The 26,970-nt window shown below is 60.5% G+C and carries 30 protein-coding genes; 12 read left to right on the forward strand and 18 right to left on the reverse strand.

The genetic code is table 11. From position 1 onward, the window contains the following. Positions 1-135 precede the first annotated feature (135 nt). Positions 136-882: an alpha/beta hydrolase gene (locus ADN01_RS02645; protein WP_075070911.1), complete on the forward strand. Its 747-nt coding sequence runs from the start codon at positions 136-138 to the stop codon at positions 880-882. A 114-nt stretch (positions 883-996) separates the two neighbouring features. On the opposite strand, the gene ADN01_RS02650 is transcribed toward ADN01_RS02645, so the two are convergent. Then, positions 997-1,614: a superoxide dismutase gene (locus ADN01_RS02650; RefSeq protein WP_062416727.1), complete on the reverse strand. Its 618-nt coding sequence runs from the start codon at positions 1,612-1,614 to the stop codon at positions 997-999. Positions 1,615-1,837: 223 nt separating this feature from the next. Here ADN01_RS02650 and ADN01_RS02655 point away from each other — a divergent pair, with 223 nt between their 5' ends. From ADN01_RS02655 to ADN01_RS02685, 7 genes are all read left to right on the forward strand, one after another. After that, complete coding sequence (locus tag ADN01_RS02655) at positions 1,838-3,070, forward strand: trans-sulfuration enzyme family protein (RefSeq protein ID WP_062416726.1); 1,233 nt, start codon at positions 1,838-1,840, stop codon at positions 3,068-3,070. Between the two features lie 37 nt (positions 3,071-3,107). Next, complete coding sequence (sodN, locus tag ADN01_RS02660; RefSeq protein WP_236690958.1) at positions 3,108-3,611, forward strand: superoxide dismutase, Ni; 504 nt, start codon at positions 3,108-3,110, stop codon at positions 3,609-3,611. After that, positions 3,608-3,937, forward strand: a complete 330-nt coding sequence (locus ADN01_RS02665; RefSeq protein ID WP_147238944.1) for a S24/S26 family peptidase — start codon at positions 3,608-3,610, stop codon at positions 3,935-3,937. Before sodN ends, ADN01_RS02665 begins: the two co-directional genes overlap by 4 nt. A gap of 41 nt (positions 3,938-3,978) precedes the next feature. Next, on the forward strand, positions 3,979-4,458 hold the full coding sequence (locus ADN01_RS02670; protein ID WP_201778619.1) for a peptidylprolyl isomerase: 480 nt from the start codon (positions 3,979-3,981) through the stop codon (positions 4,456-4,458). Positions 4,459-4,625: 167 nt separating this feature from the next. Beyond that, the gene (uvrC, locus tag ADN01_RS02675; RefSeq protein WP_062416722.1) at positions 4,626-6,488 is read left to right on the forward strand and encodes an excinuclease ABC subunit UvrC; all 1,863 of its coding nucleotides are present in this window, start codon (positions 4,626-4,628) and stop codon (positions 6,486-6,488) included. A 7-nt stretch (positions 6,489-6,495) separates the two neighbouring features. Then, positions 6,496-6,900 (forward strand): response regulator, encoded by a 405-nt coding sequence (locus ADN01_RS02680; protein ID WP_062416721.1) that lies wholly within the window; start codon positions 6,496-6,498, stop codon positions 6,898-6,900. A 53-nt stretch (positions 6,901-6,953) separates the two neighbouring features. Further along, positions 6,954-7,334, forward strand: coding sequence for a RidA family protein (locus tag ADN01_RS02685; RefSeq protein ID WP_062416720.1), 381 nt, complete (start codon positions 6,954-6,956; stop codon positions 7,332-7,334). Between the two features lie 91 nt (positions 7,335-7,425). On the opposite strand, the gene ADN01_RS02690 is transcribed toward ADN01_RS02685, so the two are convergent. Beyond that, the gene (locus ADN01_RS02690; RefSeq protein WP_075070912.1) at positions 7,426-8,184 is read right to left on the reverse strand and encodes a tryptophan-rich sensory protein; all 759 of its coding nucleotides are present in this window, start codon (positions 8,182-8,184) and stop codon (positions 7,426-7,428) included. Between the two features lie 97 nt (positions 8,185-8,281). Continuing rightward, on the reverse strand, positions 8,282-9,376 hold the full coding sequence (locus ADN01_RS02695) for an alpha/beta hydrolase family protein (protein WP_201778618.1): 1,095 nt from the start codon (positions 9,374-9,376) through the stop codon (positions 8,282-8,284). Positions 9,377-9,546: 170 nt separating this feature from the next. On the opposite strand from ADN01_RS02695, the gene ADN01_RS02700 reads away from it, so the two are divergent. Both ADN01_RS02700 and ADN01_RS02705 read left to right on the forward strand, forming a co-directional pair. After that, positions 9,547-10,506, forward strand: a complete 960-nt coding sequence (locus tag ADN01_RS02700) for a GNAT family N-acetyltransferase (RefSeq protein ID WP_062416717.1) — start codon at positions 9,547-9,549, stop codon at positions 10,504-10,506. 75 nt (positions 10,507-10,581) lie between these two features. After that, positions 10,582-11,346 (forward strand): MerR family transcriptional regulator, encoded by a 765-nt coding sequence (locus ADN01_RS02705; protein WP_062416716.1) that lies wholly within the window; start codon positions 10,582-10,584, stop codon positions 11,344-11,346. Between the two features lie 38 nt (positions 11,347-11,384). Here ADN01_RS02705 and rarD read toward each other — a convergent pair whose 3' ends face one another. The 3 genes from rarD to ADN01_RS02720 all read right to left on the reverse strand — a co-directional run bounded on the left by rarD (position 11,385) and on the right by ADN01_RS02720 (position 13,612). Continuing rightward, positions 11,385-12,275, reverse strand: a complete 891-nt coding sequence (gene rarD, locus ADN01_RS02710; RefSeq protein WP_062416715.1) for an EamA family transporter RarD — start codon at positions 12,273-12,275, stop codon at positions 11,385-11,387. Between the two features lie 100 nt (positions 12,276-12,375). Next, positions 12,376-13,104, reverse strand: coding sequence for an NAD(P)H-binding protein (locus ADN01_RS02715; RefSeq protein ID WP_062416714.1), 729 nt, complete (start codon positions 13,102-13,104; stop codon positions 12,376-12,378). 139 nt (positions 13,105-13,243) lie between these two features. Beyond that, the gene (locus tag ADN01_RS02720) at positions 13,244-13,612 is read right to left on the reverse strand and encodes a hypothetical protein (RefSeq protein WP_062416713.1); all 369 of its coding nucleotides are present in this window, start codon (positions 13,610-13,612) and stop codon (positions 13,244-13,246) included. A 147-nt stretch (positions 13,613-13,759) separates the two neighbouring features. On the opposite strand from ADN01_RS02720, the gene ADN01_RS02725 reads away from it, so the two are divergent. Then, positions 13,760-14,332, forward strand: coding sequence for a sugar O-acetyltransferase (locus tag ADN01_RS02725; protein WP_062416712.1), 573 nt, complete (start codon positions 13,760-13,762; stop codon positions 14,330-14,332). Between the two features lie 86 nt (positions 14,333-14,418). Here ADN01_RS02725 and ADN01_RS02730 read toward each other — a convergent pair whose 3' ends face one another. The 3 genes from ADN01_RS02730 to ADN01_RS02740 all read right to left on the reverse strand — a co-directional run bounded on the left by ADN01_RS02730 (position 14,419) and on the right by ADN01_RS02740 (position 17,746). Further along, entirely contained in the window at positions 14,419-16,170 is a 1,752-nt protein-coding gene (locus ADN01_RS02730; protein ID WP_062416711.1) for a carbon starvation CstA family protein, read from the reverse strand. Positions 16,171-16,733: 563 nt separating this feature from the next. Further along, positions 16,734-16,958 (reverse strand): DUF1858 domain-containing protein, encoded by a 225-nt coding sequence (locus ADN01_RS02735; protein WP_075070913.1) that lies wholly within the window; start codon positions 16,956-16,958, stop codon positions 16,734-16,736. Between the two features lie 68 nt (positions 16,959-17,026). After that, positions 17,027-17,746, reverse strand: a complete 720-nt coding sequence (locus tag ADN01_RS02740) for a Crp/Fnr family transcriptional regulator (RefSeq protein ID WP_062416709.1) — start codon at positions 17,744-17,746, stop codon at positions 17,027-17,029. Between the two features lie 121 nt (positions 17,747-17,867). Here ADN01_RS02740 and ADN01_RS02745 point away from each other — a divergent pair, with 121 nt between their 5' ends. Beyond that, on the forward strand, positions 17,868-19,013 hold the full coding sequence (locus ADN01_RS02745) for a uroporphyrinogen decarboxylase family protein (RefSeq protein WP_062416708.1): 1,146 nt from the start codon (positions 17,868-17,870) through the stop codon (positions 19,011-19,013). 55 nt (positions 19,014-19,068) lie between these two features. Here ADN01_RS02745 and ADN01_RS02750 read toward each other — a convergent pair whose 3' ends face one another. The 9 genes from ADN01_RS02750 to ADN01_RS02790 all read right to left on the reverse strand — a co-directional run bounded on the left by ADN01_RS02750 (position 19,069) and on the right by ADN01_RS02790 (position 26,635). Beyond that, positions 19,069-20,394 (reverse strand): MFS transporter, encoded by a 1,326-nt coding sequence (locus tag ADN01_RS02750; RefSeq protein ID WP_062416707.1) that lies wholly within the window; start codon positions 20,392-20,394, stop codon positions 19,069-19,071. Between the two features lie 73 nt (positions 20,395-20,467). Further along, positions 20,468-21,259 carry a uridine phosphorylase gene (gene udp, locus ADN01_RS02755; protein ID WP_062416706.1) on the reverse strand — a complete coding sequence of 264 codons (792 nt, stop codon included), beginning with the start codon at positions 21,257-21,259 and terminating at the stop codon, positions 20,468-20,470. A 9-nt stretch (positions 21,260-21,268) separates the two neighbouring features. Continuing rightward, on the reverse strand, positions 21,269-22,042 hold the full coding sequence (gene udp / locus ADN01_RS02760; protein ID WP_062416705.1) for a uridine phosphorylase: 774 nt from the start codon (positions 22,040-22,042) through the stop codon (positions 21,269-21,271). A 20-nt stretch (positions 22,043-22,062) separates the two neighbouring features. Then, complete coding sequence (locus ADN01_RS02765; protein ID WP_082142558.1) at positions 22,063-22,953, reverse strand: energy-coupling factor transporter transmembrane component T family protein; 891 nt, start codon at positions 22,951-22,953, stop codon at positions 22,063-22,065. Next, positions 22,950-23,801: an energy-coupling factor ABC transporter ATP-binding protein gene (locus tag ADN01_RS02770; protein ID WP_062416703.1), complete on the reverse strand. Its 852-nt coding sequence runs from the start codon at positions 23,799-23,801 to the stop codon at positions 22,950-22,952. Before ADN01_RS02770 ends, ADN01_RS02765 begins: the two co-directional genes overlap by 4 nt. Then, positions 23,794-24,669 carry an energy-coupling factor ABC transporter ATP-binding protein gene (locus ADN01_RS02775; RefSeq protein ID WP_062416702.1) on the reverse strand — a complete coding sequence of 292 codons (876 nt, stop codon included), beginning with the start codon at positions 24,667-24,669 and terminating at the stop codon, positions 23,794-23,796. The genes ADN01_RS02770 and ADN01_RS02775 overlap by 8 nt, the downstream gene beginning before the upstream one ends. A gap of 85 nt (positions 24,670-24,754) precedes the next feature. Beyond that, positions 24,755-24,988 carry a hypothetical protein gene (locus ADN01_RS02780; protein WP_062416701.1) on the reverse strand — a complete coding sequence of 78 codons (234 nt, stop codon included), beginning with the start codon at positions 24,986-24,988 and terminating at the stop codon, positions 24,755-24,757. Between the two features lie 18 nt (positions 24,989-25,006). Beyond that, on the reverse strand, positions 25,007-25,705 hold the full coding sequence (locus ADN01_RS19130) for an ECF transporter S component (RefSeq protein ID WP_160318368.1): 699 nt from the start codon (positions 25,703-25,705) through the stop codon (positions 25,007-25,009). A 213-nt stretch (positions 25,706-25,918) separates the two neighbouring features. Next, positions 25,919-26,635, reverse strand: a complete 717-nt coding sequence (locus ADN01_RS02790) for a formylglycine-generating enzyme family protein (RefSeq protein WP_062416699.1) — start codon at positions 26,633-26,635, stop codon at positions 25,919-25,921. Between the last annotated feature and the right edge of the window lie 335 nt (positions 26,636-26,970).

Here is a 26,970-nt window from a genome sequence, read left to right on the forward strand (position 1 = left end):
GGAGGCCGAAGAGGAACACCAGACCCGCGCGGCGCAAAGCGTGTTGGAGCGCACCCGCGAGGCCCTGGAAAACCAACGCGATGAACGCATGGAAGCTCTGGATAACTTCTTCAGCAGCCTGGAAAACAATGCCTGTTGGGGGCCGAACCCCTCCCCACCCCCGCTTGCAGCCTGAGCACGGGCGGCCGCTTGGAACAGGCCAGCCTGCCCAGCGAGCGCATCGGCAAGCCGCTGGAATATTGGGTGTACCTGCCGCCCTGCTACACAGAGACCCCTGCCCAGCCCTACCCCTGGCTGATGCTGCTGCACGGTCAGTCGATGGATGCCCAGGTGTGGGTGCGCATGGGAGTGCAGGCGCGGGCGGATGAGCTGATTGCCGGGGGCAAGGCTCCTCCTTTTGTAATCATCCTGCCCACCGAGGCTTATTACCTTCAGGATATGTCTGAAGCGCGCTTTGGGGAAGCCGTGCGCCAGGAGCTGCTGCCCGCCGTGCAGGCGCGCTACCCCCTCTGCGCCCAACCCGAATGCCGCGCGGTGGGCGGGCTTTCCCGCGGGGCGCTGTGGGCGCTGCGCCTGGCGTTGGAGGGCGAGCCGACCTTTGGCGCGGTGGGCGGCCACAGCCTGCCCAACAGCCCCTTCAGCCCCAGCAAGCTGCGCGCCCTGCTGGCTGCGCGCAGCCCCCAGCTGCCGCCGCGCATCTGGCTGGACAGCGGCGATTTGGACCGCTACCTGCGGGGGGCCAAACAGTTTCATGAGCTGCTCACCCAGCTGAATGTGGCGCACACCTGGACGGTCAACGAGGGTGCGCATGAAGAGGCCTACTGGCAGGCGCATTTGGGGGAATATCTGCAATGGTACGCCCAGGATTGGCCGATTCCCTGATTCTGGGGCGCACAATGAAATAAATACCGCCCTGCAGCCGTCAGATGGGGTCAGCAGGGCGGTAGGGATGGCTGAATTTGGATCAGCTCGAATCCTCAATCCTGAAAGGGATGCTTATTTGGCGCGGGCGTAATGCGCGGCCACCACATCCCAGTTCACCACGTTCCAGAAATTCTTGATGTAATCCGGGCGGCGGTTCTGGTAATTCAAATAGTAAGCGTGCTCCCACACGTCCAGGCCCAGAATGGGGGTGTGCCCGTCCATATAGGGGCTGTCCTGGTTGGCGGTGGAATACACTTGCAGCTGCTTGCTGCCGTCCACCACCAGCCAGGCCCAGCCGGAGCCAAAGCGGGTGGCCGCAGCGGCGGCGAATTTTTCCATGAAGGCTTCCACCGAACCAAACACGGCGCTTAAATCCGCGGCCAGCGCGCCGCTGGGGGCTTTGCTGCCGCCGGGGGTCATCAGTTCCCAAAACAGGCTGTGATTGGCATGCCCGCCGCCGTTATTGCGCACGGCGGTGCGGATGCCTTCGGGCAGGCTGTTGATTCCGCGCAGAATATCCTCGATGGGGCGCTCATACTGTTCCGGGGCGCTTTCCAGGGCTTTGTTGAGGTTGGTCACGTAAGCGGCGTGGTGCTTGCCGTGGTGAATTTCCATAGTGCGGGCGTCAATCACCGGCTCCAGCGCGTCAAAGGCGTAAGGCAGGGCGGGCAGTTCAAACAATTTGGTCATCTCACACGATCCTTTCCCTCAAGGGCATTTGCAAACCCACCAAATGGCGGCGGTTAATTAGATTATTAAGGTAATATTACGATGGAATACATTCAAAGTCAAATTATTTGCATAAGAGTTGTATAAGAGTTTGCCCGGCGGCGCCTGCCCTGCCCTGGCGCAGCACCGCGCTTGCCAGGACGCGATATAATAGAGGTAACCCACACCCCTTAAAGGAGTATTCATGTCCCCCATCCATTCCAACCAGGGGATCAGCACCCTGGTGAACCACGTCGGCGAAGGTAAGAACCCCTTACACGCGCACGTCACCCCCATTTTCCAGACCTCCACCTTCAGCTTCCCTGAGGTCAAAGACGCCGCCGCGGCGTTTGCCGGCGAGGGCAGCGGTTATCTCTACACCCGCTTGAACAACCCCAACCAGCGCCAACTGGCCTTGAAGATTGCCGCGTTGGAAGGTTATGATCTGATGCGCGCCCACCCCGACCAGGAGCTGGAATCTTTGGTGGACGGGATCGTGTATGCCACCGGCATGGCGGCCATCACCTCGGCCATTTTGGGGCGGGTGAAAGGCGGCGACACCGTCATCGCTCAAAAGACGCTTTACAGCGCCACCTACAAATTCTTTCAGGATGTCGCCCCCACCTACGGCATTCAGGTGGTGTGGATGGAAGACGGCGACTTAAACAAATGGGCCGAGGCCCTGCGCTCGCACCCTGAGGCGCGCCTGGTGTACCTGGAATCCCCCGCCAACCCCACCATGAGCCTGGTGGACATTGAGGCCATCAGCAAAATGGCCCACCAGCAGGACGCCTGGGTATTTGTGGATAACACCTTCGCTTCTCCTTACTGCCAGCGCCCGCTGACTCTGGGCGCGGATGTGGTGATGCATTCCACCACCAAATACATCGGCGGTCACGGTCTGGTGGTGGGCGGCGCTGTGGTCAGCCGTCACGCGGATTGGGCGCGCGGCCCGCTGCGCAAGATCACCGATGTTTTCGGCGGCACGGCCAGCCCCTTTGACGCCTGGCTGACCACCGTGGGCCTGAAGACCTTTGAACTGCGCATGCAGCGCCACTGTGAAAACGCCATGCAGGTGGCCCGCTTCCTGGAAGATCACCCCGCCGTGGATCGCGTGTTCTACCCCGGCCTCGAAAGCCACCCCGATCACGAACTGGCCAAGCGCCAGATGCTGGATTTCAGCGGCATGCTGTCTTTTGAGCTGCGCGGCGGGTTGGATGCCGGCATTTGCATGATGAACCGCGTGAAAGTCTGCACCCTGGCGGTTTCGCTGGGCAATGTGGACACGCTGATTGAGCACCCCGCCAGCATGACCCACGCCGGGGTTCCCAAAGCCGCCCGCCAGGAGATGGGCATCACTGACGGCCTGGTGCGCCTGTCGGTGGGCGTGGAAAATGTGGAAGATTTGCTCCAGGACCTGGGGCAGTCGCTGTGCTAATCTGAGTTCCAATGGTAGGTCATTCCCAAAGGAGGACATGATGCTGCATCAAGTGGTAAAGGCGTTTGATCGTGTGGTCCATTTTGAAGAAGCCCGCGCGCACTGCGACATCCCGTGCGGAATCTACGATCCGCATCTGGCGCAGGTCGCGGCGCTGACCGTGATTCGCATGGTGGACCTGATGGAAGAGCTGAGCAAAGGGCCGGAAGTGGAAGCGATGGTGTTCCACAACAGCATGGCGCGCTACATTGCCGTCAAAGAGGAGCATGCTGAACTGCTCAAGAAAGAAGTGCGCGTGATCTACGGCGACTACATCAAGCAGGAACATCTGGATAAATACCCCGAACTGGCCGGTCTGGTGCACAAAATCTTCCAGCTAGGTTCCAAAGCGCGCCAGAGCGTGAACCGCGCCCAGGCGCTGGAGCTTTTGGCGGCGGTCAACCGCTTTGCCGAGATCTATTGGGAAACCAAAGGCATCGCCACCAAGCGCGTCAAGGCTCCCTACAAACCGTCTGAGGAGATGGTTCTGCCGGTTCTGTGATGCTGAAAATCCTCAAAGTCTCCGGTTTCAGCCTGGAGCCGGATTTTCAGGACGGCGATTATGTGCTGATTGCGCGCTGGCCCGGGTGGGGCCCCCGCGTGGGGCAGGTGGTGGCCCTGCACCAGCCCGCCTACGGCACGCTGCTCAAACGGGTGTGGTCGCTGGACCCCGCTGCCGGAACGGTGGAGGTGCGCGGGCAGCACCCGCACAGCGTGGACAGCCGCACCTTCGGCCCTGTCCCCATCGGCAGCCTGATGGGGCGTGTGATTTGGAAAATTTCAAAACCAGCGGCGCACCCGCCGCTGAAAGGGAAAGGAAAGGATTAACGATGGCAAAAACCCCGCAGCAGTGGACCAAGGCTCCTGAGATGGAGATTGATCCCAAAAAGAGCTACAAAGCGATTATCAAAACCGAAAAAGGCGACATGACCTTCACCCTGTTTGCCGATAAGGCCCCGCGCACGGTGAACAACTTTGTATTTCTGGCCCGCCAGGGATTTTATGACAACACCACCTTCCACCGTGTGATCCGTGATTTCATGGTGCAGGGCGGCGACCCCACCGGCACGGGCATGGGCGGCCCCGGCTACCGCTTTGCGGATGAATTCCATTCCAGCCTGCGCCACGACAAGCCCGGCGTACTTTCCATGGCCAACGCCGGCCCCGGCACCAACGGCTCGCAGTTCTTCATCACCCATGTGCCCACTCCCTGGCTGGATAACAAACACGCCATCTTCGGCCAGCTCACCGAAGGCTCGGACGTGCTCTTCTCCATTCCGGAGCGCGATCCCCAGCGCGCCAAGGCCCCCGGCGTGACCCTGCTTTCGGTGGAAATCATCGAAGCCTGAGGCAAAAACTCGCTCACCGCAGCGCCCCTGATCGAACCAGCAGGGGCGCTGTTTATTAAGCTGCCCTACGGGTTTGTACTGCAATTGTAAGGAACCTGCCCGCCGCGTGAAATCAATCGAATCCAGACGGATGCGGTAAAATTAAACGCATTGGAACGCCGAATTTGATGACCGATCTTTCTGAGCACCTGCAAGGCATTTTGGATACCCTGCCCACCAAGCCGGGCTGTTACATCATGAAGAACAGCGGCGGGCAGATTATTTACGTGGGCAAGGCCATTAACCTGCGCAACCGCGTGCGCTCCTATTTCCACGCCAGCGCCGAGCAGGACGCCAAAACCCGCCAACTGGTGCGCAATATTGTGGATATTGAGTGGATTGTGGTCGGGTCGGAGCTTGAGGCTCTCATCCTGGAGATGAACCTCATCAAGAAGCACCGCCCGCGTTACAACATCCGCCTGAAAGACGATAAACGCTACCCCTACATCAAAATTCACTGGGGCGACCCCTACCCCAAGGTGACCGTCACGCGCCAGATGGTGCAGGACGGCTCGCGCTATTACGGCCCCTACACCAGCGCCTGGGCGGTGCACCAGACGTTGGACGTGCTGCGGCGCATTTTCCCTTACCTGACCTGCGACCGGGTGATCACCGGCAAAGATCCGCGCGCCTGCCTGTATTACGATATCAAACTGTGCAGCGCCCCCTGCATTGGCGCGGTGGACCAGCAGGGCTACCGCCAGATGATGGCCGATTTAGGCGCGTTTTTGGAAGGCAAATCGGACGAGATCGCCCAGCGGCTGCGGTGCGAGATGGATTTGGCGGCGGAGGAACTGCGCTTTGAGCAGGCCGCCGTGCGCCGCGACCAGCTGCAGGCCATTGACCGCATCGTGGAGCGCCAGAAGGTGCTGTCCAACGATCAAGTCGATTCGGATGTGATCGCCATGGCGCGCAACAACGGCGAGGCCTGCGTGCAGATCTTCTTCATCCGCAGCGGCAAGCTGATTGGGCGTGAGTACTTCATCCTGGAAGGCACCGAGGACGAGGCCGACAGCGAAGTGGTGGCCGAATTTATCAAGCAGTTTTACGCCCAGGCCGCCAATGTGCCCGCGCAGCTGCTGCTGCCCAACGAAATTGAAGAAGCCCGCATCATTCAGGAATGGCTGCGTTCGCGGCGCAGCGGTGAAAAGGTGGAAGTCAGCGTGCCGCGCGAGGGCCAGCCCCAGGAGCTGGTGCAGATGGCCACCGAGAACGCCGTGGAAACCCTGCGCGCCCTGCGCGCCCAATGGGACGCCGACACCAACCGTCAGAGCGAAGCCCTGGCCGAGCTGCAGGCCGCCCTCCAGCTCTCTGGCCCGCCCAACCGCATTGAGTGTTACGACATTTCCAACACCCAGGGCACCTACGCAGTGGGCAGCATGGTGGTGTTTGAACAGGGCACGCCCGCCAAAAAGCACTACCGGCGCTTCAATATCCAGTCGGTCAGCGGGCCGGATGATTTCGCCAGCATGGAAGAGGTGCTCACCCGCCGTTTTCGCCGCTGGCAGGCAGCCCAAGAAGCGGAGGGTGTGGGCGAAAAACCCGACCTGTCTTTTGCCATGCTGCCGGATCTGCTGATGGTGGACGGCGGCAAGGGTCAGCTCAGCCGGGCGGTGGCCGTTTTGGAGCGCTTCAACCTGCTGGGGCGTGTGCCGGTGGTGGGGCTGGCCAAACAGCAGGAAGAGCTGTTCCTGCCGGGGCAAAGCCAATCGCTGCTGCTGCCGCGCAATTCGCAGGGGCTGTATCTCATCCAGCGGGTGCGCGATGAGGCCCACCGCTTTGCCATCACCGCCCACCGCAGCCGCCGCACGCGCGAAGGTCTGGCCTCTCGCCTGGATAAAATTCCCGGCATCGGCCCCGGCCGCCGTCAACTGCTGTTAAAACGTTTTGGTTCCATTGAACGCATCCTGGAGGCTACAGAAGAAGAGTTAACCGCCCTGCCTGGCATCACCCCCGAAATTGCCCTGGCCCTGAAAACTCAATTAGAATGAGGTGCTCATGAAAAACGTCTGGTTAGTAGACGACAACGCCCAGGTTCGTGAAGCCCTTGAGGCCATGTTTCGACTGCTCGGATACACCTGCCGCACGTTCAACGCCGCGCCTTCCGCCGTGGAGGCGTTGTTGGCTGGCGAAATCCCCGATCTGCTCTTCCTGGACATCAACATGCCCGGGGTGTCGGGGATGGAACTGCTGGGGTTTATCCGCGGGCGAGACGCCTGGAAGAACCTGCCGGTGCTGATGTTGACGGGGGAAACGGCGGAAAATATGGTGGAACTGGCCATCCGTTTGGGGGCGGATGGGTATGTGTTTAAGCCGGTGACGTTTGAACAGTTGGAAATGGCCATCCCCACCGCCATCGAGCGGCGGCGGATCGCCGCCAACCGCAAGCCAGAAGGCGGCTGAACGAAACCGGCCGCCGCACAGCCGATCTGACCGCATTTTGGAGGAAAACCGTCATGCCCCGTATTGAAATTACCAGCCCGACAGCGTCCAAAGTTGGCCCCTATTCGCACGCGGTTCGCTCCGGCGACCTGGTGTACCTTTCTGGACAGACGCCCATTGATCCTGCCACCGGCAAACTGGCCGAGGGCGGCATTCAGGCGCAGACCGCCCAATGCTTTGCCAATCTGCGCGGGGTGCTGCAGGCCGCGGGTTTGGATTTGGAGCACGTCATCAAGGTCAACGTCTTCCTGACCGACATGGGCAATTTTACGGCCATGAACGAGGTCTACGCCCAGCAGTTCCAGGCCCCCTACCCCGCCCGCACCACCATCGGCGTGGCCTCGCTGCCGCTCAACGCACAAATTGAAATTGAGATGATCGCCCGCAGCGAATGAACCGGCTGCCCGCCAGCCACAGCGCAAGAAAAACAAAACGACCGCCGTGCGAGACTGCACGGCGGTCTTGTTGAAGACAAAAGTCAAACGGTCAGGCGCGGGCCGGGCGGCGCACCCGGCTGGCGGCCAGCAGCGCCAACACCAACCCCGCGGCCGCGTACCCGGCCAGGTTGAGGGGCGGCAGGGCTGCCCAGCGTACCGAGATGCCCGCGAAAGCCCATACCAGCACCAGCAGATAGCCAATGTCCGAGCGGGTGAAAGCCATCACCGCCGCCACCCCCACCCCCACCGCCAGCAAAATCAGCGTCCAGGCCACATCACTGATGCCCCAGCCGTTCCAACCCAGGTACGAGAACAGGGCGGTGGCGTTGGCCAGGGTGGCCACGGTGATCCAGCCCAGGTAAATGCTGAAGGGCGCCGACACGGTGAATTTTTCCAGGGTGGAGAAACGGGTTTTGCCGATCTTCAGCCGCAGGTAAATCACCAGCAGAGCGGCCAGCAGCACCAGCATGGTGACCAGCGAGAGGGTGTACAGGCCGTAATGCCAGAACACGATCCATACCCCGTTGGCGATGCTGGTGAGGGACACCCACCAGCCGGTGGCGCGCAGGCGCGGGTTTTGGCGCTGGGCGGGCAGAGCCTGGTACACGGTGTAGGCCAGCAGGGCGATGTAGATCAGCCCCCAGATGGAAAATACGTATCCGGCGGGGACAAAGAGCACGTTGAAGCTGTCCGAAATTTCGCCGGTGTTGCGCCCGTTAAGGGGCAGGGCGTTGGCGGCCCCGTTGAGGACCAGGGCGAAGAGGGTGGTGAAGATCACCGAAAACTGCCGTGCAATATCTCGATTCATGATTCGCTCCCTTTGCTGTCGTATACAGTCAGTATAACAGTAAAGGGAGCGGGTGTATACATAATGTACAATCTTTGTACATCAAGCGTAAGCGTGCCTATTTGAGGTGGCGGTCAAAAAAGGCCACCGTGCGCCCCATGGCCGTGGAGAAATTGATGGAGATATTGTGGTTGTCGCCCTCGTAGAGATACATCTCCACCGGCTGACCGGCGGCCTGAGCGGCGCGGTACAGACTTTCGGAGAAATGCACGGGCACGTCCGCGTCTGCGGTTCCGTGATGCAGCTGAATGGGGCCGGAAAGATCCGCCACGTAGTGGATGGGCGAAATCGAATCCCAAAAATCCGGGTTTTGCTCCACACTGCCGTATTCATCCGCCAGGCGGTCGCGCCAGCGCCGCGCCCCGCTGCTGACGGAAGGCGGCGGGGTGGAGCGCCAGCGGTTGAGCAGATCGGGGTAGGAGGCCACCACCCCGGCCCAAATCACCCCTGCGCGGATGTCGCCGCGGGTGACCATGGCGCGCAGGGTGATGTGCCCGCCCATCGAATGTCCCCACATGCCCACGCGCTGTGCGTCCACCTCGGGCAGGCGCTGCAGGGAGGTGAGGGCGTTGATCACATCCACGGTGTAATCCGGGCTGCCGTAGGCTCCGCTGGCGGTGCCTTCCGAAAAGCCGTGGCCGCGGTAATCGGGCCGAAAGACGACGTACCCGGCGCGGGCCAGCGCATCCACATAGGCCACATACCGTTCGGTGGTGCGGTACTCGCGCGGCGGGATATAGCCGTGGTTAAAGACGATGGCCGGCCAGCCTTCTGGGGGGCGTTCGCCGTTGGGCAGGGTCAGCAGGGCGTAAATCTTCAGCCCTTCGGAGCGGTAGGAGGTCAGCAGCCGCTGGTAATTGGCCCCCGGGGCCAGGACTTCCTCAATGGTGATGTCGCTGCCGGGGTAGCCGCGCTGGCGCATGGCCTGAATGGTCAGCGGGTGCGGCGTGGGCGTGGGCGTGGGGGTCAGCGTGGGGGTCGGGCTGGCAGTGGGCAGCGGCGTGGGGCTGGGGAAGGGAGTAGGGGTCAGGCTGGGCAGGGGGGCGGTCGCCGCCGCCGTTGGGGTGGGGGGCGCGGCGGCCTGGGTCGGCTGGCAGGCGGCCAGCCCCAGGCTGAGCACACAAAACCACAGGAAGGTTTTTATCGGATTCACTTTGGATTCACCTTTCGCGTACCATAGGGCCGCTTTCTGCTAGCCCAGTCACCAATAATGGACTGCTTTACTCTGAATTGGATTATAACCAACCCCCAAAGGCTGTCAAGCGCGGCGGTGAAGCTGTGCTAGAATCAGATTCATCCGGTCTGCTGTTCCTCAGGTGACCCATGCATATTCTGCCCCTCTCCTCTGAATACCTCCCCGCGGCGGCGCGTCTGTTTGCCGAGCGCTTTTCGGCCCTGCGCGCGGCGCTGCCCGAACTGCCCCCTAGCGCCGAGGACCCGGCCTGGGCGCAGGCGCGTCTGGCAGAGCGCAGCGCGGCAGGGTGCGCCCTGGCGGCGCTGGAAGGGCAGCGCCTGGTGGGGGTATTGGGTTGGTACCTGCTGGAGAATTTTCGCGACACCCCGCGCCGCGGAGCCTACTGCCCGGAATGGGCGGTGACGGCGGCGGAACAGCCCGAGGCGGTCTTTCGCGCCCTCTACCGCGCCGCGGCCGAACTGTGGACGCGCTCCGGCTGTGAGGTGCACGCCCTCAGTCTGCTGGCCAACGACGCCGCCGGGCGCGAGGCCTGGTTTTGGAACGGCTTTGGCATGGTGGTGGTGGACGCCCTGCGCGGCCTGGAGCCGTTGGAGGCCGCTGCGCCCGCGGGGTTGACCCTGCGCAAGGCCGGGCTGGAAGATGCCCGGCGGCTGGCGCGGATCGAGGCCGAACACTGGCGGCATTACATTGAGCCCCCCATTTTTATGACCCCCCACACGCCGGATGACGCCGCGGCCTTTCGGCATTTTTTGACTCAACCGGAGAACAGCGCCTGGCTGGCCCTGGCGGGCGAGGAGCCGGTGGGCTATTTGCGCCTGGAGAGCAGCAGTCAGGGGGCTGCCGAGATCGTCAGCGCACCGGATACCATCGCCGTCACCGGCGCCTTCGTGCGCGCCGAGCACCGCGGGCGGGGGCTGGCGGCCGCTTTGCTGCGCGCCGCGCTGGAAGATCACCGAGCGCGCGGGTTTCGCCGCTGTGCCGTGGATTTTGAATCCTTTAACCCTGAGGCCGCCGCTTTTTGGCCGCGCTTCTTTCAGCCCGTGTGTTATTCGCTCATGCGCATCCCCGAACGCGCCCTCCCCTTTTAGCCCCCCTTTCTGCTTTCCCCCCTTGACATTAACGTTACGTCATGGTTTATCATGGGGGCGAGGTGAAAAATCAGCATGTACACCGTCCAACAGCTCTCAAAACTGGCGGGGGTCAGCCCGCGCACGCTGCGTTTTTATGACCAGATCGGTCTGTTGACCCCCACCCGGAACCCGCAGAACGGCTACCGCCTGTACGGCGAGGCCGCCCTGCTGCGGCTTCAGCAGATTCTGTTTTTCCGCGAGCTGGGTTTCAGTTTGGAAGAGATTCAGACGGTTTTGGAAATGCCTGATTTTGATGTTTTGCGCGCGCTTCACCTGCACCGGCACAACCTGCTGCAGCGGGTAGACCGGCTGAACCGTTTGCTGCACACCCTGGATCAGACGATCCAGCATCTACAAGGAGGCGTCCCCATGGACGAAAAGTCGCTGTACGATGGTTTTAGTGAGGAACAACAAAAAGAATACGCGGATGAAGCCCGCCGCCGCTATGGAGCTGAGATGGTGGACCTTTCGCAGAGGCGCTGGGAGAGCTACACCCCAGAGCAGAAAAAACGCATTTTGGAAGAATCCCAAGAGAACACCCTGGCCCTGGCCGCCCTGATGGATCACGACCCGGCCAGCCCGGAGGTGCAGGCGGTGATCTTGGCCTGGCACAAGCACATCGGCTATTTTTACCCCTGCACCTATGAGGTGGCGCGTGCGCTGGGGCAGGCCTACGCGGAGGATCCGGCCTTTCGCGTCAACTATGAGCGCGTGCACCCGGACCTGCCGGAATTCTTCCGCGATACCATTGCGGTGTACTGCCGCGGCAAAAGCGGCTTGCCGCCCTTTGAAAAATAAATCTCACCCAGCCCTGCCCTCTCCGGCGGGGCTGGCGATTAACTGTTGGCCGGTGCCGAAGTGGTGCGCAGCCAGCCGCGCAGGGTTTCGCCGGAAAGCAGCAGCAGCCCGGCCCAGATGATGCTGAAGCCGATCAGGCGCGACTGCGAAAACGGTTCGTGATACAGGAACACGCCCAACAGCAGCTGGGTGGTGGGGGCGATGTATTGCAGCAGGCCGATGGTAGATAGCGGCACGCTGCGCGTGGCGGTGGCAAACAGCAGCAGGGGGATGACGGTGACAACGCCGCTGAGGATCATCAGCCCATCCTGGGCGCGGCTGAGATTACCAAACGCCCCGGTTCCAGAGGCCCCCGCGGCGATCAACGCTGCCAGACCCGGCAGGAACAGGATCACGGTCTCCAGAGACAGGCCGTACAGCGGCGCCAGCGGTGAGGTTTTCTTGACCAAACCGTAGAGGCCGAAAGAAAAGGCCAGCACCAGGGCGATCCAGGGCAGTTCGCCCGCGCTGATGGTCAGATACAGCACCCCCAGGGCGGCCATCCCCACCGCCAACCACTGCAAGGGGCGCAGGCGCTCTTTTAAGAAAAATACACCCAGCAGCACGCTGACCAGGGGGTTGATGAAGTATCCCAGGCTGGTCTGCACCACATAACCCGCGTTCACCCCCCAAACGTACATGCCCCAATTGACGGCCAGCAGCACCGCCGCAAGGGCGTACTGCGCAATCATGCGCGGGTGGAGGGCGGCTTTGCGAAACCCATTCACTTCGCGCCGCACCAGCAGCACAGCCGCCAGTAGCACAAAAGACCACACCACGCGGTGTGCCAGAATTTGCAGCGCAGGGACGGCGTTGAGCGCTTTGAAATACACGGGAAAAATGCCCCACAGGGCGTAGGCAATAACGGCGGAAAGTACGCCTTTTTTCATGGAAACCAACCTGACCCATACCGATTAAACGAAGAACGCAAGCCCCCATTATACGCCCCCAGCCTGCTGATCGTGTGAAATTGGATCCTTCGGGTCTGGGTCAGCTCGTTGGCGCGGCGGGTGGGTCCGGCTGCAGCCGATCAAACTGGTCTTTCCAGGCCTTATCCACCTGTTCGCCAGGGCCCCAATAGACGTTGAAGGTGGCGCGGTGAGCGGTGGGGCGCGTCAGGCTGTGGATGATGGCCAGGGCGGTGTCCATGCGCCCGCTGCGGTAGCGCAGATCCAGGGGCAGTTGGCGTTGATCAATGCGCACGGGGTGCATCCCCACGGGGGCGTTGCTGAGCAATCCGGCGCGCACGATGGTGTAGTTCAGCCCGCTGCTGCGCAGGGCCTCTTCCGCACGGCTGCGCCATTGGGTCTGGTGGGGTTTCAGGCGGTCCTGCAGCCAGCACCACAGTGAGGGCTGCCCCAGGCCGATCCAGCTCATATACACCAACCTGCCGGGAAGCTGCGCCTTGAGGGCAGCCTCGATGGTGTTGCAGGTGCCCTGGTATTCCACCTCGCGGATTTGCTCCTCGCGGCAGATCCATTGGGGCACGCCCACGGTCATGATGACGTGTTCCACGTCGCAAAAGGCGTTTTGAATGGTATCGCGCTGGGTGATATCCCCCACGCGGATTTGGGCGCGCTTGGTGAACAGTTCCCGCGCTTTTTGACCGTCGCGGCTCAGAATCAGCAGCTCATAGCCGTAGCGGGGCAGCAGCCAGGCCACATCCATGCCGGTGCCGCGGGTGGCGCCGATGACCATGATGGTGGGTCGGGTATCCACAGTTCACCTCCGCTTCAAAGCGTGCCGTGCTTCTGCATTCAGTATAACAAGGTTTCGAGGTGGGTGAAGTGGGCAAGAGGACGCAGGCCTATACAGGCTGCTGAACGGAATAAAATATCGAAAGAATGGGGAGAGAAGGTCAGGCGTGAGCGCGTTTGGAGCGGGCCTGAACGCTGCTGAGGGCGCCTTCGTAGCCCAGGGCGCTGAGCAGAAAATACACCGGCAGGTAGATCAGGCTGGCGGCGTCCAGCCATAGGACAATCAGCAAGCCAAAGGCCAGGGTGCTGGCGCCGAGGGTTTCCATCAGGTTAAAATGGCGCAGCCGCGCCCCCCATCCCAATGCCACCGCCGCCAGCGGAAACACCCCGCATAAGAGCAGCAGCAGGGCGCGGAAATTGGGGAACAGCAAAGCCGACAGCCCCAGGCGCGCCCCCCAAAGAGCCCCCACGACCATGCCCAACAGCAGCAGCCATTCAATAAAGCGCGTTTTGCGCAAGTGTTCGTTCATTTCAGGATCACAACCGGCCGCTATTATACCACGCTGTCTGCGGGCTGACGGGCGACTTGTGAAACCGCAAGAATGGGTGAAGCCCTGTGCAGATTGAAAAAGTTCTGTACAATCAAGGGTACAGAACCAAACGGATTGGGAGGGTTTATGCGAACGGAAAAAGAAAAAATGCTGAGTGGGGAGCTGTATAATTCCGCGGATGCGCAGTTGGTGATGGAGCGCCGCCGCGCCCGCGATCTGCTGCGGGCCTACAACGCCAGCCGTGAAGAAGCCCAGGACGAACGCCGCCGCCTTTTATCGGAGCTGATTGGGTCGCTAGGGGAACGGGTGTGGCTGGAGCCGCCCTTTTACTGCGATTACGGCGGCAACATTTCTCTGGGGGAGGATGTCTATTTCAATTTCAACTGCGTGGTTCTGGATGTGGCCCGTGTGACCGTCGGCGCGCGCAGCATGTTTGGCCCCGCCGTGCAGATCTACACCGCCACCCATCCCCTCAGCGCCGAGGAGCGCCGCAGCGGGCTGGAAGCGGGCCAGCCCATCACCATCGGCGAGGATGTGTGGGTGGGCGGCGCAGCGGTGATCTGTCCCGGCGTCACCATCGGCTCACGCAGCGTCATCGGCGCGGGCAGCGTGGTGACGCGCGACATCCCGGAGGGCGTGTTTGCGGCGGGCAACCCCTGCCGGGTGATCCGCGTGCTGGAAACGCCCGATCATCTATAAGACAAAGGTTCAAACGCTGTAGGATAACAAAACGGGGCTGTCCGTACGGACAGCCCCGATGGTATTTCCTTGCAGCGTTTCAGTGGTTAGTCCGCAGCCGCGGGAGGGGCCACCATGCGGCCGCCCTTGCGGGAAGCCACGGCGCGCGAGGTTTCGATCACCATCCAAACCGCCAGGGCCAGGTAGATCAGGCAGGCGATGGGAACGATGATGTTGGCGCCCGCCGGGAAGGCGAACACGCCGTCCACCACCGTGGCGGTGATGAACATGCGAATCAGCGCCCAGGAGCTCATGATGAACATGAACACCGCGGGGATGAAGGTGAACAACCAGGCTTTCTTGTTCTTGGCCGTGTTGAGCAGCCAGATGGTGATGCCCACCAGGGCCAGGGCCGCCAACAGCTGGTTGGAAGCGCCAAAAGTGGACCAGAAGACTTTCCATGCCGGAACGGGATTGCCCTTGGCGTCCTTGATGGTAATGAGGATCAGGAACATGGGCAGACCGCCGGTGATGACGGTGGACATAATGCGGCCAAACCAACCCTTCCAGCCGGTGAGTTCCTGGATGATGTAGCGGCCCAGGCGGGTGCAGATATCCAGGGTGTCGTACACGAAGGTGGTGAAGGCCATCAAGCCGAAGGAGATGCCCAGCGCGGGGCTGACGCCGATCAACTGCATGAAGGCGCCGATACCCGAAGCGTACACGAAGTTGGGGGACTTGGTGAGCAGTTCGCTGTCTTTGGCCAGGATCATCACGGTGGACAGGGCGATGACCGCCACAATGCCTTCCAACAACATGGCGCCGTAGCCGATGACTTTGGCATCGGTTTCACGCTTGAGCTGCTTGGAGGTGGTGCCGGAGCCAACCAGCGAATGAAAGCCGGAACAGGCGCCGCAGGCCACGGTGATGAACAGCATGGGGAACATTGGGAACCAGAAAGCATCACCCATGGGCTTGGTGAAGGCCGGGTAGGTGACTTTGAAGCCGCCGAAGAGCACACCGATGGCTGCCACGATGACTGCAGCGTACATGAAGTAACCGCCCAGGTGACCGCGGGGTTGCAGCAGCGCCCACACCGGGATGACGGCCGCGATCACGCAGTAAACCATGATGAATACGTTCCACACCTTCTGCGCTTCCAGCGGAGTGGCCATACCCAGGATCTGCTGCAAATTGAAGGGGATGTACTTGCCAACCCAAATGGCCACACCCACCAGCGGCAGGAAGATAATGGTGGCCCAGGTCAGGCTGAGCTTGGTGTAGCGCAGCAGCAGACCCATCACAATGGGCAGGGCCAGGTAGAGCAGCGAGGAGGTGGCGATGGCACCGCCGCCCACCAGTTCGCCGTTGCCCAGGTCAATCGTGTTCACGAAGGACGAGGTGGTCACATCCGTGAAGGCCACCACGATGGCGATCAGGGTGACAAAAACGAACAGGTTGAACAGGATCCAGGCGCTTTTGGACACGTTCATGCGCACGGTTTCGGTGATGGAGCGTCCTTTGTTGCGGACGGAGGCCACCAGCGCACCCATGTCGTGCACGCCGCCGATGAAGATGGAGCCGACCAGGATCCACAGCAGAGCCGGGACCCAACCGTAGGCGATACCGGCGATGATGGGGCCGGTGATGGGGCCAGCGGCGGCGATGGCGGAGAAGTGCTGCCCTAAGAGGAACTTGGGCTCGGTGGGCACATAATCCAGACCGTCTTCCATCTCAACCGCCGGGGTCTTGAGCTCGTTGTTGAGGGCAAAGACTTTTTTAGCCAGGAAGGTGCCGTAGATGCGGTACGCGACATAGAAAATCGCCGACATACCCAGTACGATGAAGATAATATTCATCCTTCAAAACCTCCAGTTACTGTGATTGATGATTTTTCCAGCCATGAACAGAAATGAATGGTTGGTTTCGAACGAATGTTGCGATGATGCGATGATTAAGAACCACCTGGTAAGGTACAAATTCCGGTTGGGTGCCGGTCACCCCAAAATTTGGTTATTGGCCACCTCCTCTTAATGATGAATAATCCTCACCAATACCGATAACCGGCGTGAGGTCGAAAAATGCTATCAGGGGCAAACTGGCTCGTGTGCGTTCCTACACAACCGATAAAAGCCCATTTAAAAAAAGGGGGGGTAAAAGGTTAATCTTTTCTCATTATAGGTCACTTAGATCACATTACAACCATGATATTTATCAGTTTTTTTCCGAATTCGCGTTAAAAAATGCGATTTTTCCCGAATAACTCACCCAGAAGCGGTTCGCAGCTGGCAGAAGGCCAGTTTACAGCCCCATAGGCGAGGCAAAACTGCCGCCAGGCGTGAGCATGGGGTTAGAAGAGGGTGGGAATGGGGTTGGAATCGGGTAGGGACCAGCGCGCTGGATCCAAGCGGCGCGAGGAAAATTAGCCCCCGCTGGGTTCTTCCGGCGGCAGGTGGGCTTCCAATTCTTCTAAAAAGCGCACCGGGTGAATGCCGTAGATGCGGGCGGCGTCCTGCAGGGTTTCAAAGGCAGCCATACTGCACCCCACACAGGCCATGCGGTGTTCCAGGAAGGTTGGAATCAGCTCCGGCCAACGCTCCAACACATCCGCAACGCTCATTTGGGGGGAAAGTCTGCTCGATTTCATGGGAAATACCCTTCTTTTTTTATCCTACCAGTAAAGCAGGTGAGGCTCCTTGCGCTGGCGCAAACGGGCTACGGTTGGCTGGTCTGCGGCGGCAGCAGATCTTCGGCGACGGCCACCAGGCCGTGGGGAAAACGCACGATGACCCGCTCGCGGCCCAGCGTTACCAGCCCGCGGGTTTCCCACTGGTTCAGGATGCGGCTGACGGTGAACAGGGTGGTGCCGGTCATCTCGGCCAAATCCTGGCGGGTGAGGGGTAGGTCAATCAGCACACCTTCGGCTACCTTGCGGCCGGTCTGGCTGGCCAAACGCAGCAGCGCCCGCGCCAGGCGGCGCTCCACGCGCTCGGTAGCCAGCTCGCGAAAACGCTGCTGAAATTCCTGAACCCGTTCGGCCATCAAGCTCATGGCGTTGAGGGCCATCTGCGGGTGGCGCAGCACGAGTTCCTGTAAAGAAGCCGCGCCCCAATACACCCCGCCGCTGTCTTCTGCGGATTCGGCACTGACGGGGTAAAGCTCACCCTGTGCCAGGGCCACTGCGCCAAACAGGGTGCCGGGCCCCACCGCACGCAGCAGCACCTGGCTGCCGTCCGGGTTCATCTGGGTCAGCTTGACCCGTCCGCGGGTCAGCAAAAAAACGCGCTCGGCGGGGTCGCCCTGCAGGAAGAAATAGCTGCCCGCCGCGCTTTGGCAGGTGTGCGCGGCCAACTGCACGGCCTGCAGGGCGGCAGGTTCCAGCCCTGAAAACAGGGCGGTCTTTTGCAGGATGTCGGACAGGGGCAGGTCGGTCACAAGGCTGGCCTTTAGGGTGAGGACTAACCCGATTGTATCGCGAAACCGCACAGCGCACAGCAAAAGGGAGGCGCAGGCGAGTATAATTATTTTATCTCTATTGTTACAGGAAGGCTGTCTGATGACACCATTTGAGACCCCCCAGACCCCCCAGGAAGCGCGTCAACGGTTGGAACATCTGTACGGACGCCCCAGCGCAGATGCGATGTCGCCTTATGAGCGTGTGCTGCGGGCGATTCAACGCCAAACCCCAGACCGGGTGCCGTTTGATTACTGGGCTGTGCCGGAGACCCAGGCGCGCTTGATGGCGTATTTACAGGCGCGAGACGAAGAAGAACTGCTGCGGCTGTTGGGGGTGGACTGCCGGATTGTGTCGCCGGATCTCATCGGCCCAGCGCGCCAGGAGCTGCCCGACGGAACTTTCTTGGATCGCTGGGGCAGCCACCGCCGCAAGGTGAGCAACGAATTCAGTACGTACGAAGAGTACGCCAGTTTCCCGCTGGCCGAGGCCCAGTCGGCCGCTGAGGTGGAAAGCTGGCCGCGCTGGCCCAAGACGGAAGGTTGGCGCTGGGACAGCCTGCCCGCCAAGATTGACGCCCTCAACCGCGAGGTGCGTTACCCCATTCGCTATGATGTGGGCGGGATTTTTGAATCGTCCTGGGCCTTGTACGGGCTGGACCGCTTCCTGGTGGACCTGTTGGAGAAGCCGGAAGTGCCCTGCGCCATTATGGACTGCTACACGGATGTGATGATCGCCAATGTGCACGCGCTGATGCGCGCCGCCCAGGGCAAAATTGATTGGGTGTACACCTACGACGACGTGGCCATCCAAAACGGCCTGCTCATGTCGCCGCGCCTGTGGCGCAAGTACATCCTGCCGCGTCACCAACGCCTGAACGCGGTGATCAAGTCTTACGGGTTAAAGATCATCTACCATTCGTGCGGGGCGATTTACCCGCTGATCGGCGCTTTGATTGACGACATGGGCATTGATGTACTCAACCCTTTGCAGCCGCGGGCTTCCATGATGGACATGGCGCGCATCAAAGAGGAATTTGGCGGGCGCATCGCCTTCCACGGGGCCATTGATTTGCAGCACACCATGCCGCACGGTTCCCCCCAGGATGTGGTGGATGAGGTGCGCGCTCGCTGTCAGATCTTAGGGCAGGGCGGGGGCTACATCTGCACCACGGCGCATTATATTCAGAACGATGTGCCGATCGAAAATATCCTGGCTCTCTATCTGGCCCCGCGCGGGACGGATTAAACCTTCTGCCGTTAAAAGCGCAGCCGGTGATGCCTTCGCGTCACCGGCTGTTTTTTTATAGGCCGCCGCGCCCCAGGGGCGCTTGGGGCGGGCGTGAATTCAGGCTGCGCCGCGGTTCCACCAACCAGCGCCGGATCACCACCCAGGCCAGCACGGAGATGACCAGCACCGCCGTGAACAGGGCCGGATAGGAACCCAGGTCCACCAGGGCCCCACCCAGAAGCGGGGCCAGGCCCAATACCGGCGCGATGAGGGTATTGGCGATGCCGATAAAGCGGCTGGTTTCGTGGGGCGGGGCGATTTCGAACACGATGTTGGGGTCGCAGATGTTGGTGGCGGCGTATACCCCGCCGATCAGGAAGGCGATGATGAAATACAGCTCGGCGATGGGCGCGGTGAGGGCCAGCACCGCCTCTAACCCCAGGCACACGGCGGCAGCCGTCAGCACCATCTTGTAGCCGAAGCGGTCTCCCAGCCAGCCCCACACGAAGCCCAGGGCGCTTTGGGCCAGGAGGATGATCATGGTGAAAATGCCCAGACTGCCGCTGCTCAGCTCAAACTTTTGGATGGCGTATAAGGCATAGAAGGCGTTGCCCATCAGGCCCAGCCCCACCAGGGCGCGCGCCGCCAGGTAGCGCAGGAACTGGGGATATTGGCGCACCTGTCCCGGGATCGAGGCCAAAAAGGCCCGCAGCGGCTGGGGGGCGCTGGTTTCGGGCAGGGGCGTTTCGCGGAAGGCGGCGATGATGAAGGGCGAGATGAAGGAGGCGGCAAAACCCACCCAAAAGAGGGTTTGGAAATTGGCCGGAAAGGCGTAGCGGTCTAAGAAGTAACGCGCCACCCACGACGACCCAAACCCAATCAGCCCGCCCAGCCCATACATGACCCCATAAAATAAGCCGCGGCGGCGCGGGATGGCTTTGCTGATGTAATCGGCATAGGCCGGGCCGATGAGGCCGTTGGTGATGGCAAACAGGGTGTAGGCGGTGAAGAACAAGATCAGCGTTTGCGGTGGGGGCAGCTGCAAGGCAAACTGCGCCACCAGCGCGATGAACAAGATGCCCACGCGCTCGGCCACCGCAATGCCGAAGATGATCCATTTGCGCGTGGCCCGCCCGTTGGCCAGGTAGGCGCCCAGCAGTTGGGGCAGGTAAAAACCCAGAAAGAAAAGGGCCGGCACCAGCCCCACCAGGGTTTTGCTTTGGGTGAGCTGTGAAACAAAAAAGGGCAGAATGGTGTCTTGCGAGAGCATGGCCAGAGAGAAGGTGAAGATGGCCGAATCACAAGACAACAAAATGAAGTTGATCCAATAATTGCGGTTGACACGCTCTAAATAAACCGGGTGATGTTTTGCCAGATACTCAATATCGTTGGTAGCCATGCTGTGTTCCAATGGATAAAAAATGTGGGATGGGGCGCGTTGCCCGCCCCATCCCGTGAGTACAGCCCGGCGCCTAAGCGCCGCGCTGGCGGTCTTGTTCGATGAGGGCTTTTAGGCCTTCAATGGCCACACGGATGGCGCGGTCTACATCAAAGAGCGCTTCCATGGCTTTCCACTCTTCCGGCGTGTGCGGCTGATCTTCTTCGGCCATGCTGCCCATCAGCATCACGCCGGAGGCGCGTTTGCGGTGAATGGAACTGATGATGAAAATGGCGGCAGCTTCCATCTCGGAGCAGACCGCCCCACCGGCGATCCAGGCTTTCCACCGTTCTGCCAGACGCTTATCCACCGGCATACGCTGCGGTTCCACCTCGCCGTAGAACGAATCTTTGGATTGGCTGATGCCGCGCCAGCTGCGAATTCCGGCGCGCCGGGCGCCTTCTTCCAGCGCCAAAACCACGTCCACATCGGCCACGGCGGGGAATTCTGGCGGCAGGTAGTGCAGGGTGGTGCCTTCGTCGCGGATAGCGCCGGTGACCACGGCCACATCGCCTGTTTTGATGCCAGGCTGCATCCCGCCGGAGGTGCCCACGCGGATGAAGGTGTCGGCGCCGATGGCGATCAGCTCTTCCACGGCGATGGCGGTGGAGGGACAGCCGATGCCGGTGCTGGTGACGGACACTTTTTCGCCCAGGAGCGTGCCGGTGTAGGTGACGTATTCGCGGTGCTGGGCCACAAACTGCGGGTTATCGAAATACTGGGCGATCTTTTCGCTGCGCCCGGGGTCGCCCGGCAAGAGCACATAGCGCCCCACGTCGCCTTTTTTCATGTGGATGTGATGCTGCAATTGATCGGGGGTTTCCATGATCGCTCCTTAAGCGGCCTGGGCGGCTTTGCGGTCGCGTTCGATCAAGATCTTCAGCGCGCCTACCGCGGTGGAAATCGTGCCGTGCAGGTCGTCGTACACCACGCGCGGGCCGGGGGCTTCCTGGTTGGCCATGATCAACATGACCCCGCCGGTGCGCACGCGGTAGATGCTGCCGAGGATGAAAATGGCGGCGGCTTCCATTTCGGAGCAGACCGCTCCGCCCATCTTCCAGGCCTTCCAGCGTTCCAGTAAATGGCTGGCCACGGGCATGCGTTCGGGCTGGTGCTGGCCGTAGAAGGAATCTTTGGATTGGGACACGCCCAGATGGTAGCCGCATTGGTTTTGAATGGCGGCTTCGCGCAGGGCGGTGACGACCTCGGTGTCGGCCACGGCGGGGAATTCCACCGGCAGGTAGTGCAGGGTGGTGCCTTCGTCACGGATGGCGCCGGTGAGGATGGCCAGCTCGCCGGGGATCAGTTCCGGCTGCATGCCGCCGGAGGTGCCCACGCGGATGAAGGTGTCGGCACCGATGGCCACCAGCTCTTCCACGGCGATGGCGGTGGAGGGGCAGCCGATGCCGGTGGAGACCACCGCCACTTTTTCACCCAGCAGGGTGCCGGTGTAGGTGACATACTCCCGTTTCTGGGTCACAAACTGGGGGTTATCAAAATATTGGGCGATCTTTTCACAGCGCCCCGGATCCCCGGGCAGCAGCACATAGCGGCCCACATCCCCTTTGCGCATGTTAATGTGGTGCATCACTTCGGGCATTTCATTCATGTTTATCTCCTTTTTGTGAACTACGCGCGCAGCACCACACGGATGGCGATGATCACAAAGATCAGGAAGCCAATGGTGGCCAGGGTGAAAAGCGTAATCGCCAACCACGGTGCAAAGATCAGGGTGCGGCTCCAGTCCAGCGAGGGGTCGGTGATGATCCAATACAGCAGGCCGCAGGTTCCAAAGGTGGTCAAGAGCATCAACAGATAGTCCACCCAGGAGACCTTGACCGACCGGTAACTGGTTTTGGCCCCAGATGAGCCAAAGGCGCGCGATTCGAGCGAGATAGAAAGCTGCTGCACGCGCTCAATGGCCCCCACAAACACCGGAACCATGCTGGGCAGCACGGCGGCAAAGCCGGTGCCTTTCAGCCCGCGGGATTTCTGCGCGCTGAGCACGGTGGTGAACTCTTTTTGCAGGATGGGGATGAGCTGCAGGGTCATGGTGAGGATGAAGTTCAGCACGTAGGGCATGCCGATTTTTTGCAGCGAGGCGAACAGATCGCTGGGGTGGGTGGTCATGATGGCGGCCAGGGCAAAGATGGTCATGCTGGTGGCGCGCTCCACCATGGTGACGCCGCTGTAGATGCCTTCTTGATAAATGGTAAACGGCCCCATCGAAACGATGGGCGTCCACGGACGCGGAAAAGCGGGGGCGATGCTTTGCAGGGTGATGAGGGTCAGCAGAATGGGGAAGAGGATGGCCATGACGCGCAGGAAAGGCTTCCAGATGTTCGCCACGGAAACCATCACCATGCCCAAGACGATCAGCGCGCCCAAAATGGCCGGGTTGCGGGTGGAGAAAGACAGCACCAACACACAGCCTGCCAGCAGCAGCTTGGGCAGCGGCGAGATGCGGTGGATGACCGAATTCCCGGGCACCATGCTAATGGGGATGACGACGCCTCTCATGCCTGACCTCCTTCAGATTTGCCCCCGAAAAGCGGAGCAAACACATCCAACGATTCCGAAACGCTCAAGCTCACCTGGGGCAGCTTGCCTTGCTCTTTCAGCCGTAGGGTCAATTCGGTGATCTGGGGCGGCAGCAGGTGCGTGCTGCCCATCAACGCGCGGTCCGAGAACACCTCGCGCGGGCGGGCGTCGGCGATCAGCAAGGAATCGCGCATGACCACCATGCGCTCCACAACTTCGGCCAGCAGGATCATATCGTGAGCCACGCACAGCACGGTGGAACCTTCGTCGCGCAGGCGGTGGATCAGGCGGTAGACAATGCGGGTGGTGACGTTATCCTGCCCGGTGGTGGGTTCATCCAGAATGAACACGGCGGGGCGCATGGTGTAGACGGATGCCATGCCCACCAGTTTGCGCAGCGGGAAGCCGATGCGGTAGGGGTGGCTGTGGCGCAGGGGTTCCAGGCCGAAGAATTCAATGGCCTTTTCGCGCCGGTCAATCACCTCATCTTCTGGCAGACCCAAATTGCGCGGGCCAAATTCCAGTTCGGCCTCCACCGTGCGGGCGAAAAGCTGGTGGTTGGGGTTTTGAAAAACATACCCCACCGAAGCGGAGAGTTCCTGCACGCGCATGGGGCCGGTATCGCGCCCGTTGACCAGCACCTTGCCTTTGGTGGGCTTGAGCAAACCGTTAAAGTGCTTCACCAGGGTGGTTTTACCCGATCCGTTTTGACCGATAATGCCGATGATCTCGCCTGGGTAAATTTTTAGGCTGACATCCTGCACAGCGGTCACAGAACCGCCGTAGATATGCCACACATTTTGACATTCGATGACGGGGTTAGTCATGTTTGCCTCCAAACAAGGGCGCGATGCGCTGGAAGGCTTCTTCGGTGGTCACCGGATAGACGCTGTTCCAATGCGCGCTGCGGTCGTGCTCCAGGCGGTAGGCCATCTCGGTCACCTGGGGAACGCGCAGCCCGGCTTTTTCCAAGACATCCAGCTGGCTAAAAACCTCGGTGGGGGTGCCGTTTAGGATGACTTCGCCGTGATCCATAACGATAATGCGGTTGGCGTAGGCCGCCATCACTTCCACTTCGTGTTCCGCCATGATGACCGTCATTTTCCGCTCGCGGTTCAGCTTGGCGGCCACCGCAAACACCTCTTCTTTTCCGATGGGATCTACGTTGGAGGTGGGTTCATCCATAACCAGAATCTGGGGGCGCATGGCCAGAGCGGCGGCGATGGAGAGCCGCTGCTGCTGCCCGCCCGACAGCTCGAAGGGGGAGCGGTCGCCGAGACCGCTGAGCCCAACGATATCGAGAACTTCATGAATGATGGGGTTCATTTCTTCAACAGCCACGCCCAGGTTTTCCAACCCCAGGGCGATCTCTTCGGCAACGGACATCTGGCTGAGCTGAAATTCGGGATTGTCGAAGACCACGCCGACAATCTTGGCCAGCTCGCGGGTGGGGTATTCGGCGGTGTCCAAATCTTGAACGGTAACGCTGCCTTCCATGTCGCCCATGATCATGTGAGGGATCACCGCGTTGATGCACAGCTGCAGCGTCGTCTTACCGGACCCGTTCAAACCCAATAAGGCAACATATTCTCCTTCGAAAATCTGAAGGTTGATATTTTTCAGCGCCGGAGTTTCGGCTCCGGCATATGTAAAGGTCAGGTCCTTAATCTCAAGAATGGGTTTTTCGCCGCTCATAGCGACTCCTTACAATGAGGCTGGCAATCAATGGCGAGAGCAGATGCGCTCTCGCCATTGACGCTCAATCAGGATTGGCGGAGGATTACTCTTCCGCGTCTTCGAACTTGGCAAGGATGACGGCCAGGCCAGCCAGAGCAGTCAGCACAGCCATGACAAACACGGCGCCGGTGAGGATGCCAAAAGGCTCGCTCTGGACGAAGTCCAGGTCAGCGATTTTTTGGGCGGCGCTGGGCAAAAAGCCCAAAAGCAGACCCAGGCCGATGATTCCAGCCCCCAGGCCTTCTTTGGTTCCAACAGTTGCGGGACGCTTTTCCATGAATTCTTCTCCTTTGGATTACTTCGCCACGGCCAGGGCAATCAATGTGATGGCTGCGCCAACGATCACGCCGCCGGCGATCCACAGCACCTTCTTTAAGCCGCCAGCCGCAGCCGGCAGCTGGATATTGGCGGTCAGGTTAGCGGGCAGCGCTTCGATAATGGCGAGAGCCACAAAACCGGCGATGATTTTATCCGCCAGGGATACCAGAATGTTGGATGAAAAGACCGAGACGATCAGGTTCTGTCCCATCGCCAGGAAGGCGGCGGTCATCATATCCGCAAAGTGACCGGTCGCGCCGCCGAAGATGAAGACGTAAATCGGCACAGCGGTGACCGAGCACAGGAAAGCCACAATGATGTTCAGGAGGAAATAGCTCCAGTATTTCTTGCCCAGCCCCCAACGCACACCGTAGCCCCAAACCAACGCACCAACCACGTTGACGACCGCAAAGGGCAGACCGATGGGGCCGCTGATGAAGGAAGACACGATATTGGTGATGGCGCCAACCAAAGCTCCCCACCAGGGGCCCAGGACGATGGCGGCCACAGCCGTACCGATCATATCCAGGAAGATGGGCAGTTTCAGGATGGTGTTAATTTGTCCGCCGACGATGTTGAGGGCGGCCGCAACCGGCACCAGGGCGACCACGTAGGTCAGCGGGATGCGGGAAGAGCGCTTCTTTTTTGCAACTGGTTTAGCCGAGGCTGTACTCATTTGGCCTTTCTCCTTAAATAATTCGGTGATCAGCAAAGGTGAATGATTCGATTTCCTACGGGCTCCATGAAAAAGAGAGCGGAGCTGTTTCCACCCGGGGGCACCCAGGGCGGAAGGACGACGAAAGAGAGGACGAAACCTGATTCACAGCCAAAATGGGCGAAGAACCACCTCCTCACATGAGGGGATCCGGCGCGCAGGCCGGTCGAGCCGTTACTTTAAGTCCGCTGAATCCAGGACGCACCGGAAACCGCAGCCGACGACATTATCCACGCCGGAGTCTTCCGGGCGGGTGAAACACCGGTAAGCACAGCGAGCATGGTTTTGGGTGAAGAAGGAATTGCCGCCGCGCAGCACTTTAAATTTTTTGCCAAAGGCTTTGCCTTTGTAGGGGGAGCCGGGATAGGCGTCGTACCAATCCGCGCACCATTCTTCCACATTCCCCACCATTTCATATACGCCGAAGGGGCTGACCCCGCCGGGGTGGGCGTCCACGGGAGCGGTCATGAGGTAATCCCCGCGGTCCCACACCAGCGCGTTATCCTCATTGAACTCATTGCCCCACGGCCAGCGGCGGCCGTCGGTGCCGCGGGCGGCTTTTTCCCATTCGGCTTCGGTGGGCAGCCGTTTGCCGGCCCACTCAGCGTACATGACCGCCTCGAACCAGGAAATGCGGTGAACAGGGTGGTTTTCCAGCCCGGGGGGGATCTCCATGCCGCCCCAGTGGCGGGGGGCGATGGCGTAGGTGGCCGTCATGTAGCGTTTGTATTCGGCGTTGGTTACCGGATAGGCGTCAATGTAATAGCCAGGGAGGTGAACTTTCCGCATGGGCATTTCTGGGCCAAATTCTTCGCTGCCCATGATAAATTCTCCTGCGGGGATCCAAACCATCTTTTTACCATCACGCGCCACAATTTCTAAAGCGGTCATCGGCTCTCCTGTGGTAATGCGACTGGGTATGCAATTTTTAAACGATGGTGAGTCTTTTTGGTGAGCTTAAAGATGGGGCTGGGTGGTGCGGCGGGCTGTCGCGGTTATGTCAGAATGTACTGACATTATATGCATTAAAAAACGTACGACTGCGCGTATAAAGTTATTGTAGTGATTTTCAGGGGAATGTCAATACGTGCCGGGCGGAGTGTCTGTCCCAAAGTCGGTTGGTGATTTAGCACGCAAACAGCAGGCGGTTTTTGGGAATATTCGGCAAAGGGACCTAATGGATCCTGACCCCCGCAGCCATCAATCCGCTGGCCATTCCTGGCCAA

Source organism: Levilinea saccharolytica (assembly GCF_001306035.1).
In the GTDB taxonomy this organism is placed as follows: domain Bacteria; phylum Chloroflexota; class Anaerolineae; order Anaerolineales; family Anaerolineaceae; genus Levilinea; species Levilinea saccharolytica.

Bases quoted from the DNA above. Each gene is read 5' to 3' on its own strand.
- ADN01_RS02650 (WP_062416727.1), bottom strand. From the start codon at position 1,614: ATGACCAAATTGTTTGAACTGCCCGCCCTGCCTTACGCCTTTGACGCG.
- ADN01_RS02655 (WP_062416726.1), top strand. From the start codon at position 1,838: ATGTCCCCCATCCATTCCAACCAGGGGATCAGCACCCTGGTGAACCAC.
- sodN (WP_236690958.1), top strand. From the start codon at position 3,108: ATGATGCTGCATCAAGTGGTAAAGGCGTTTGATCGTGTGGTCCATTTT.
- ADN01_RS02670 (WP_201778619.1), top strand. From the start codon at position 3,979: ATGGAGATTGATCCCAAAAAGAGCTACAAAGCGATTATCAAAACCGAA.
- uvrC (WP_062416722.1), top strand. From the start codon at position 4,626: ATGACCGATCTTTCTGAGCACCTGCAAGGCATTTTGGATACCCTGCCC.
- ADN01_RS02680 (WP_062416721.1), top strand. From the start codon at position 6,496: ATGAAAAACGTCTGGTTAGTAGACGACAACGCCCAGGTTCGTGAAGCC.
- ADN01_RS02685 (WP_062416720.1), top strand. From the start codon at position 6,954: ATGCCCCGTATTGAAATTACCAGCCCGACAGCGTCCAAAGTTGGCCCC.
- ADN01_RS02690 (WP_075070912.1), bottom strand. From the start codon at position 8,184: ATGAATCGAGATATTGCACGGCAGTTTTCGGTGATCTTCACCACCCTC.
- ADN01_RS02700 (WP_062416717.1), top strand. From the start codon at position 9,547: ATGCATATTCTGCCCCTCTCCTCTGAATACCTCCCCGCGGCGGCGCGT.
- ADN01_RS02705 (WP_062416716.1), top strand. From the start codon at position 10,582: ATGTACACCGTCCAACAGCTCTCAAAACTGGCGGGGGTCAGCCCGCGC.
- rarD (WP_062416715.1), bottom strand. From the start codon at position 12,275: ATGAAAAAAGGCGTACTTTCCGCCGTTATTGCCTACGCCCTGTGGGGC.
- ADN01_RS02720 (WP_062416713.1), bottom strand. From the start codon at position 13,612: ATGAACGAACACTTGCGCAAAACGCGCTTTATTGAATGGCTGCTGCTG.
- ADN01_RS02725 (WP_062416712.1), top strand. From the start codon at position 13,760: ATGCGAACGGAAAAAGAAAAAATGCTGAGTGGGGAGCTGTATAATTCC.
- ADN01_RS02730 (WP_062416711.1), bottom strand. From the start codon at position 16,170: ATGAATATTATCTTCATCGTACTGGGTATGTCGGCGATTTTCTATGTC.
- ADN01_RS02735 (WP_075070913.1), bottom strand. From the start codon at position 16,958: ATGAAATCGAGCAGACTTTCCCCCCAAATGAGCGTTGCGGATGTGTTG.
- ADN01_RS02745 (WP_062416708.1), top strand. From the start codon at position 17,868: ATGACACCATTTGAGACCCCCCAGACCCCCCAGGAAGCGCGTCAACGG.
- ADN01_RS02750 (WP_062416707.1), bottom strand. From the start codon at position 20,394: ATGGCTACCAACGATATTGAGTATCTGGCAAAACATCACCCGGTTTAT.
- udp (WP_062416706.1), bottom strand. From the start codon at position 21,259: ATGGAAACCCCCGATCAATTGCAGCATCACATCCACATGAAAAAAGGC.
- udp (WP_062416705.1), bottom strand. From the start codon at position 22,042: ATGAATGAAATGCCCGAAGTGATGCACCACATTAACATGCGCAAAGGG.
- ADN01_RS02765 (WP_082142558.1), bottom strand. From the start codon at position 22,953: ATGAGAGGCGTCGTCATCCCCATTAGCATGGTGCCCGGGAATTCGGTC.
- ADN01_RS02770 (WP_062416703.1), bottom strand. From the start codon at position 23,801: ATGACTAACCCCGTCATCGAATGTCAAAATGTGTGGCATATCTACGGC.
- ADN01_RS02775 (WP_062416702.1), bottom strand. From the start codon at position 24,669: ATGAGCGGCGAAAAACCCATTCTTGAGATTAAGGACCTGACCTTTACA.
- ADN01_RS02780 (WP_062416701.1), bottom strand. From the start codon at position 24,988: ATGGAAAAGCGTCCCGCAACTGTTGGAACCAAAGAAGGCCTGGGGGCT.
- ADN01_RS19130 (WP_160318368.1), bottom strand. From the start codon at position 25,705: ATGAGTACAGCCTCGGCTAAACCAGTTGCAAAAAAGAAGCGCTCTTCC.
- ADN01_RS02790 (WP_062416699.1), bottom strand. From the start codon at position 26,635: ATGACCGCTTTAGAAATTGTGGCGCGTGATGGTAAAAAGATGGTTTGG.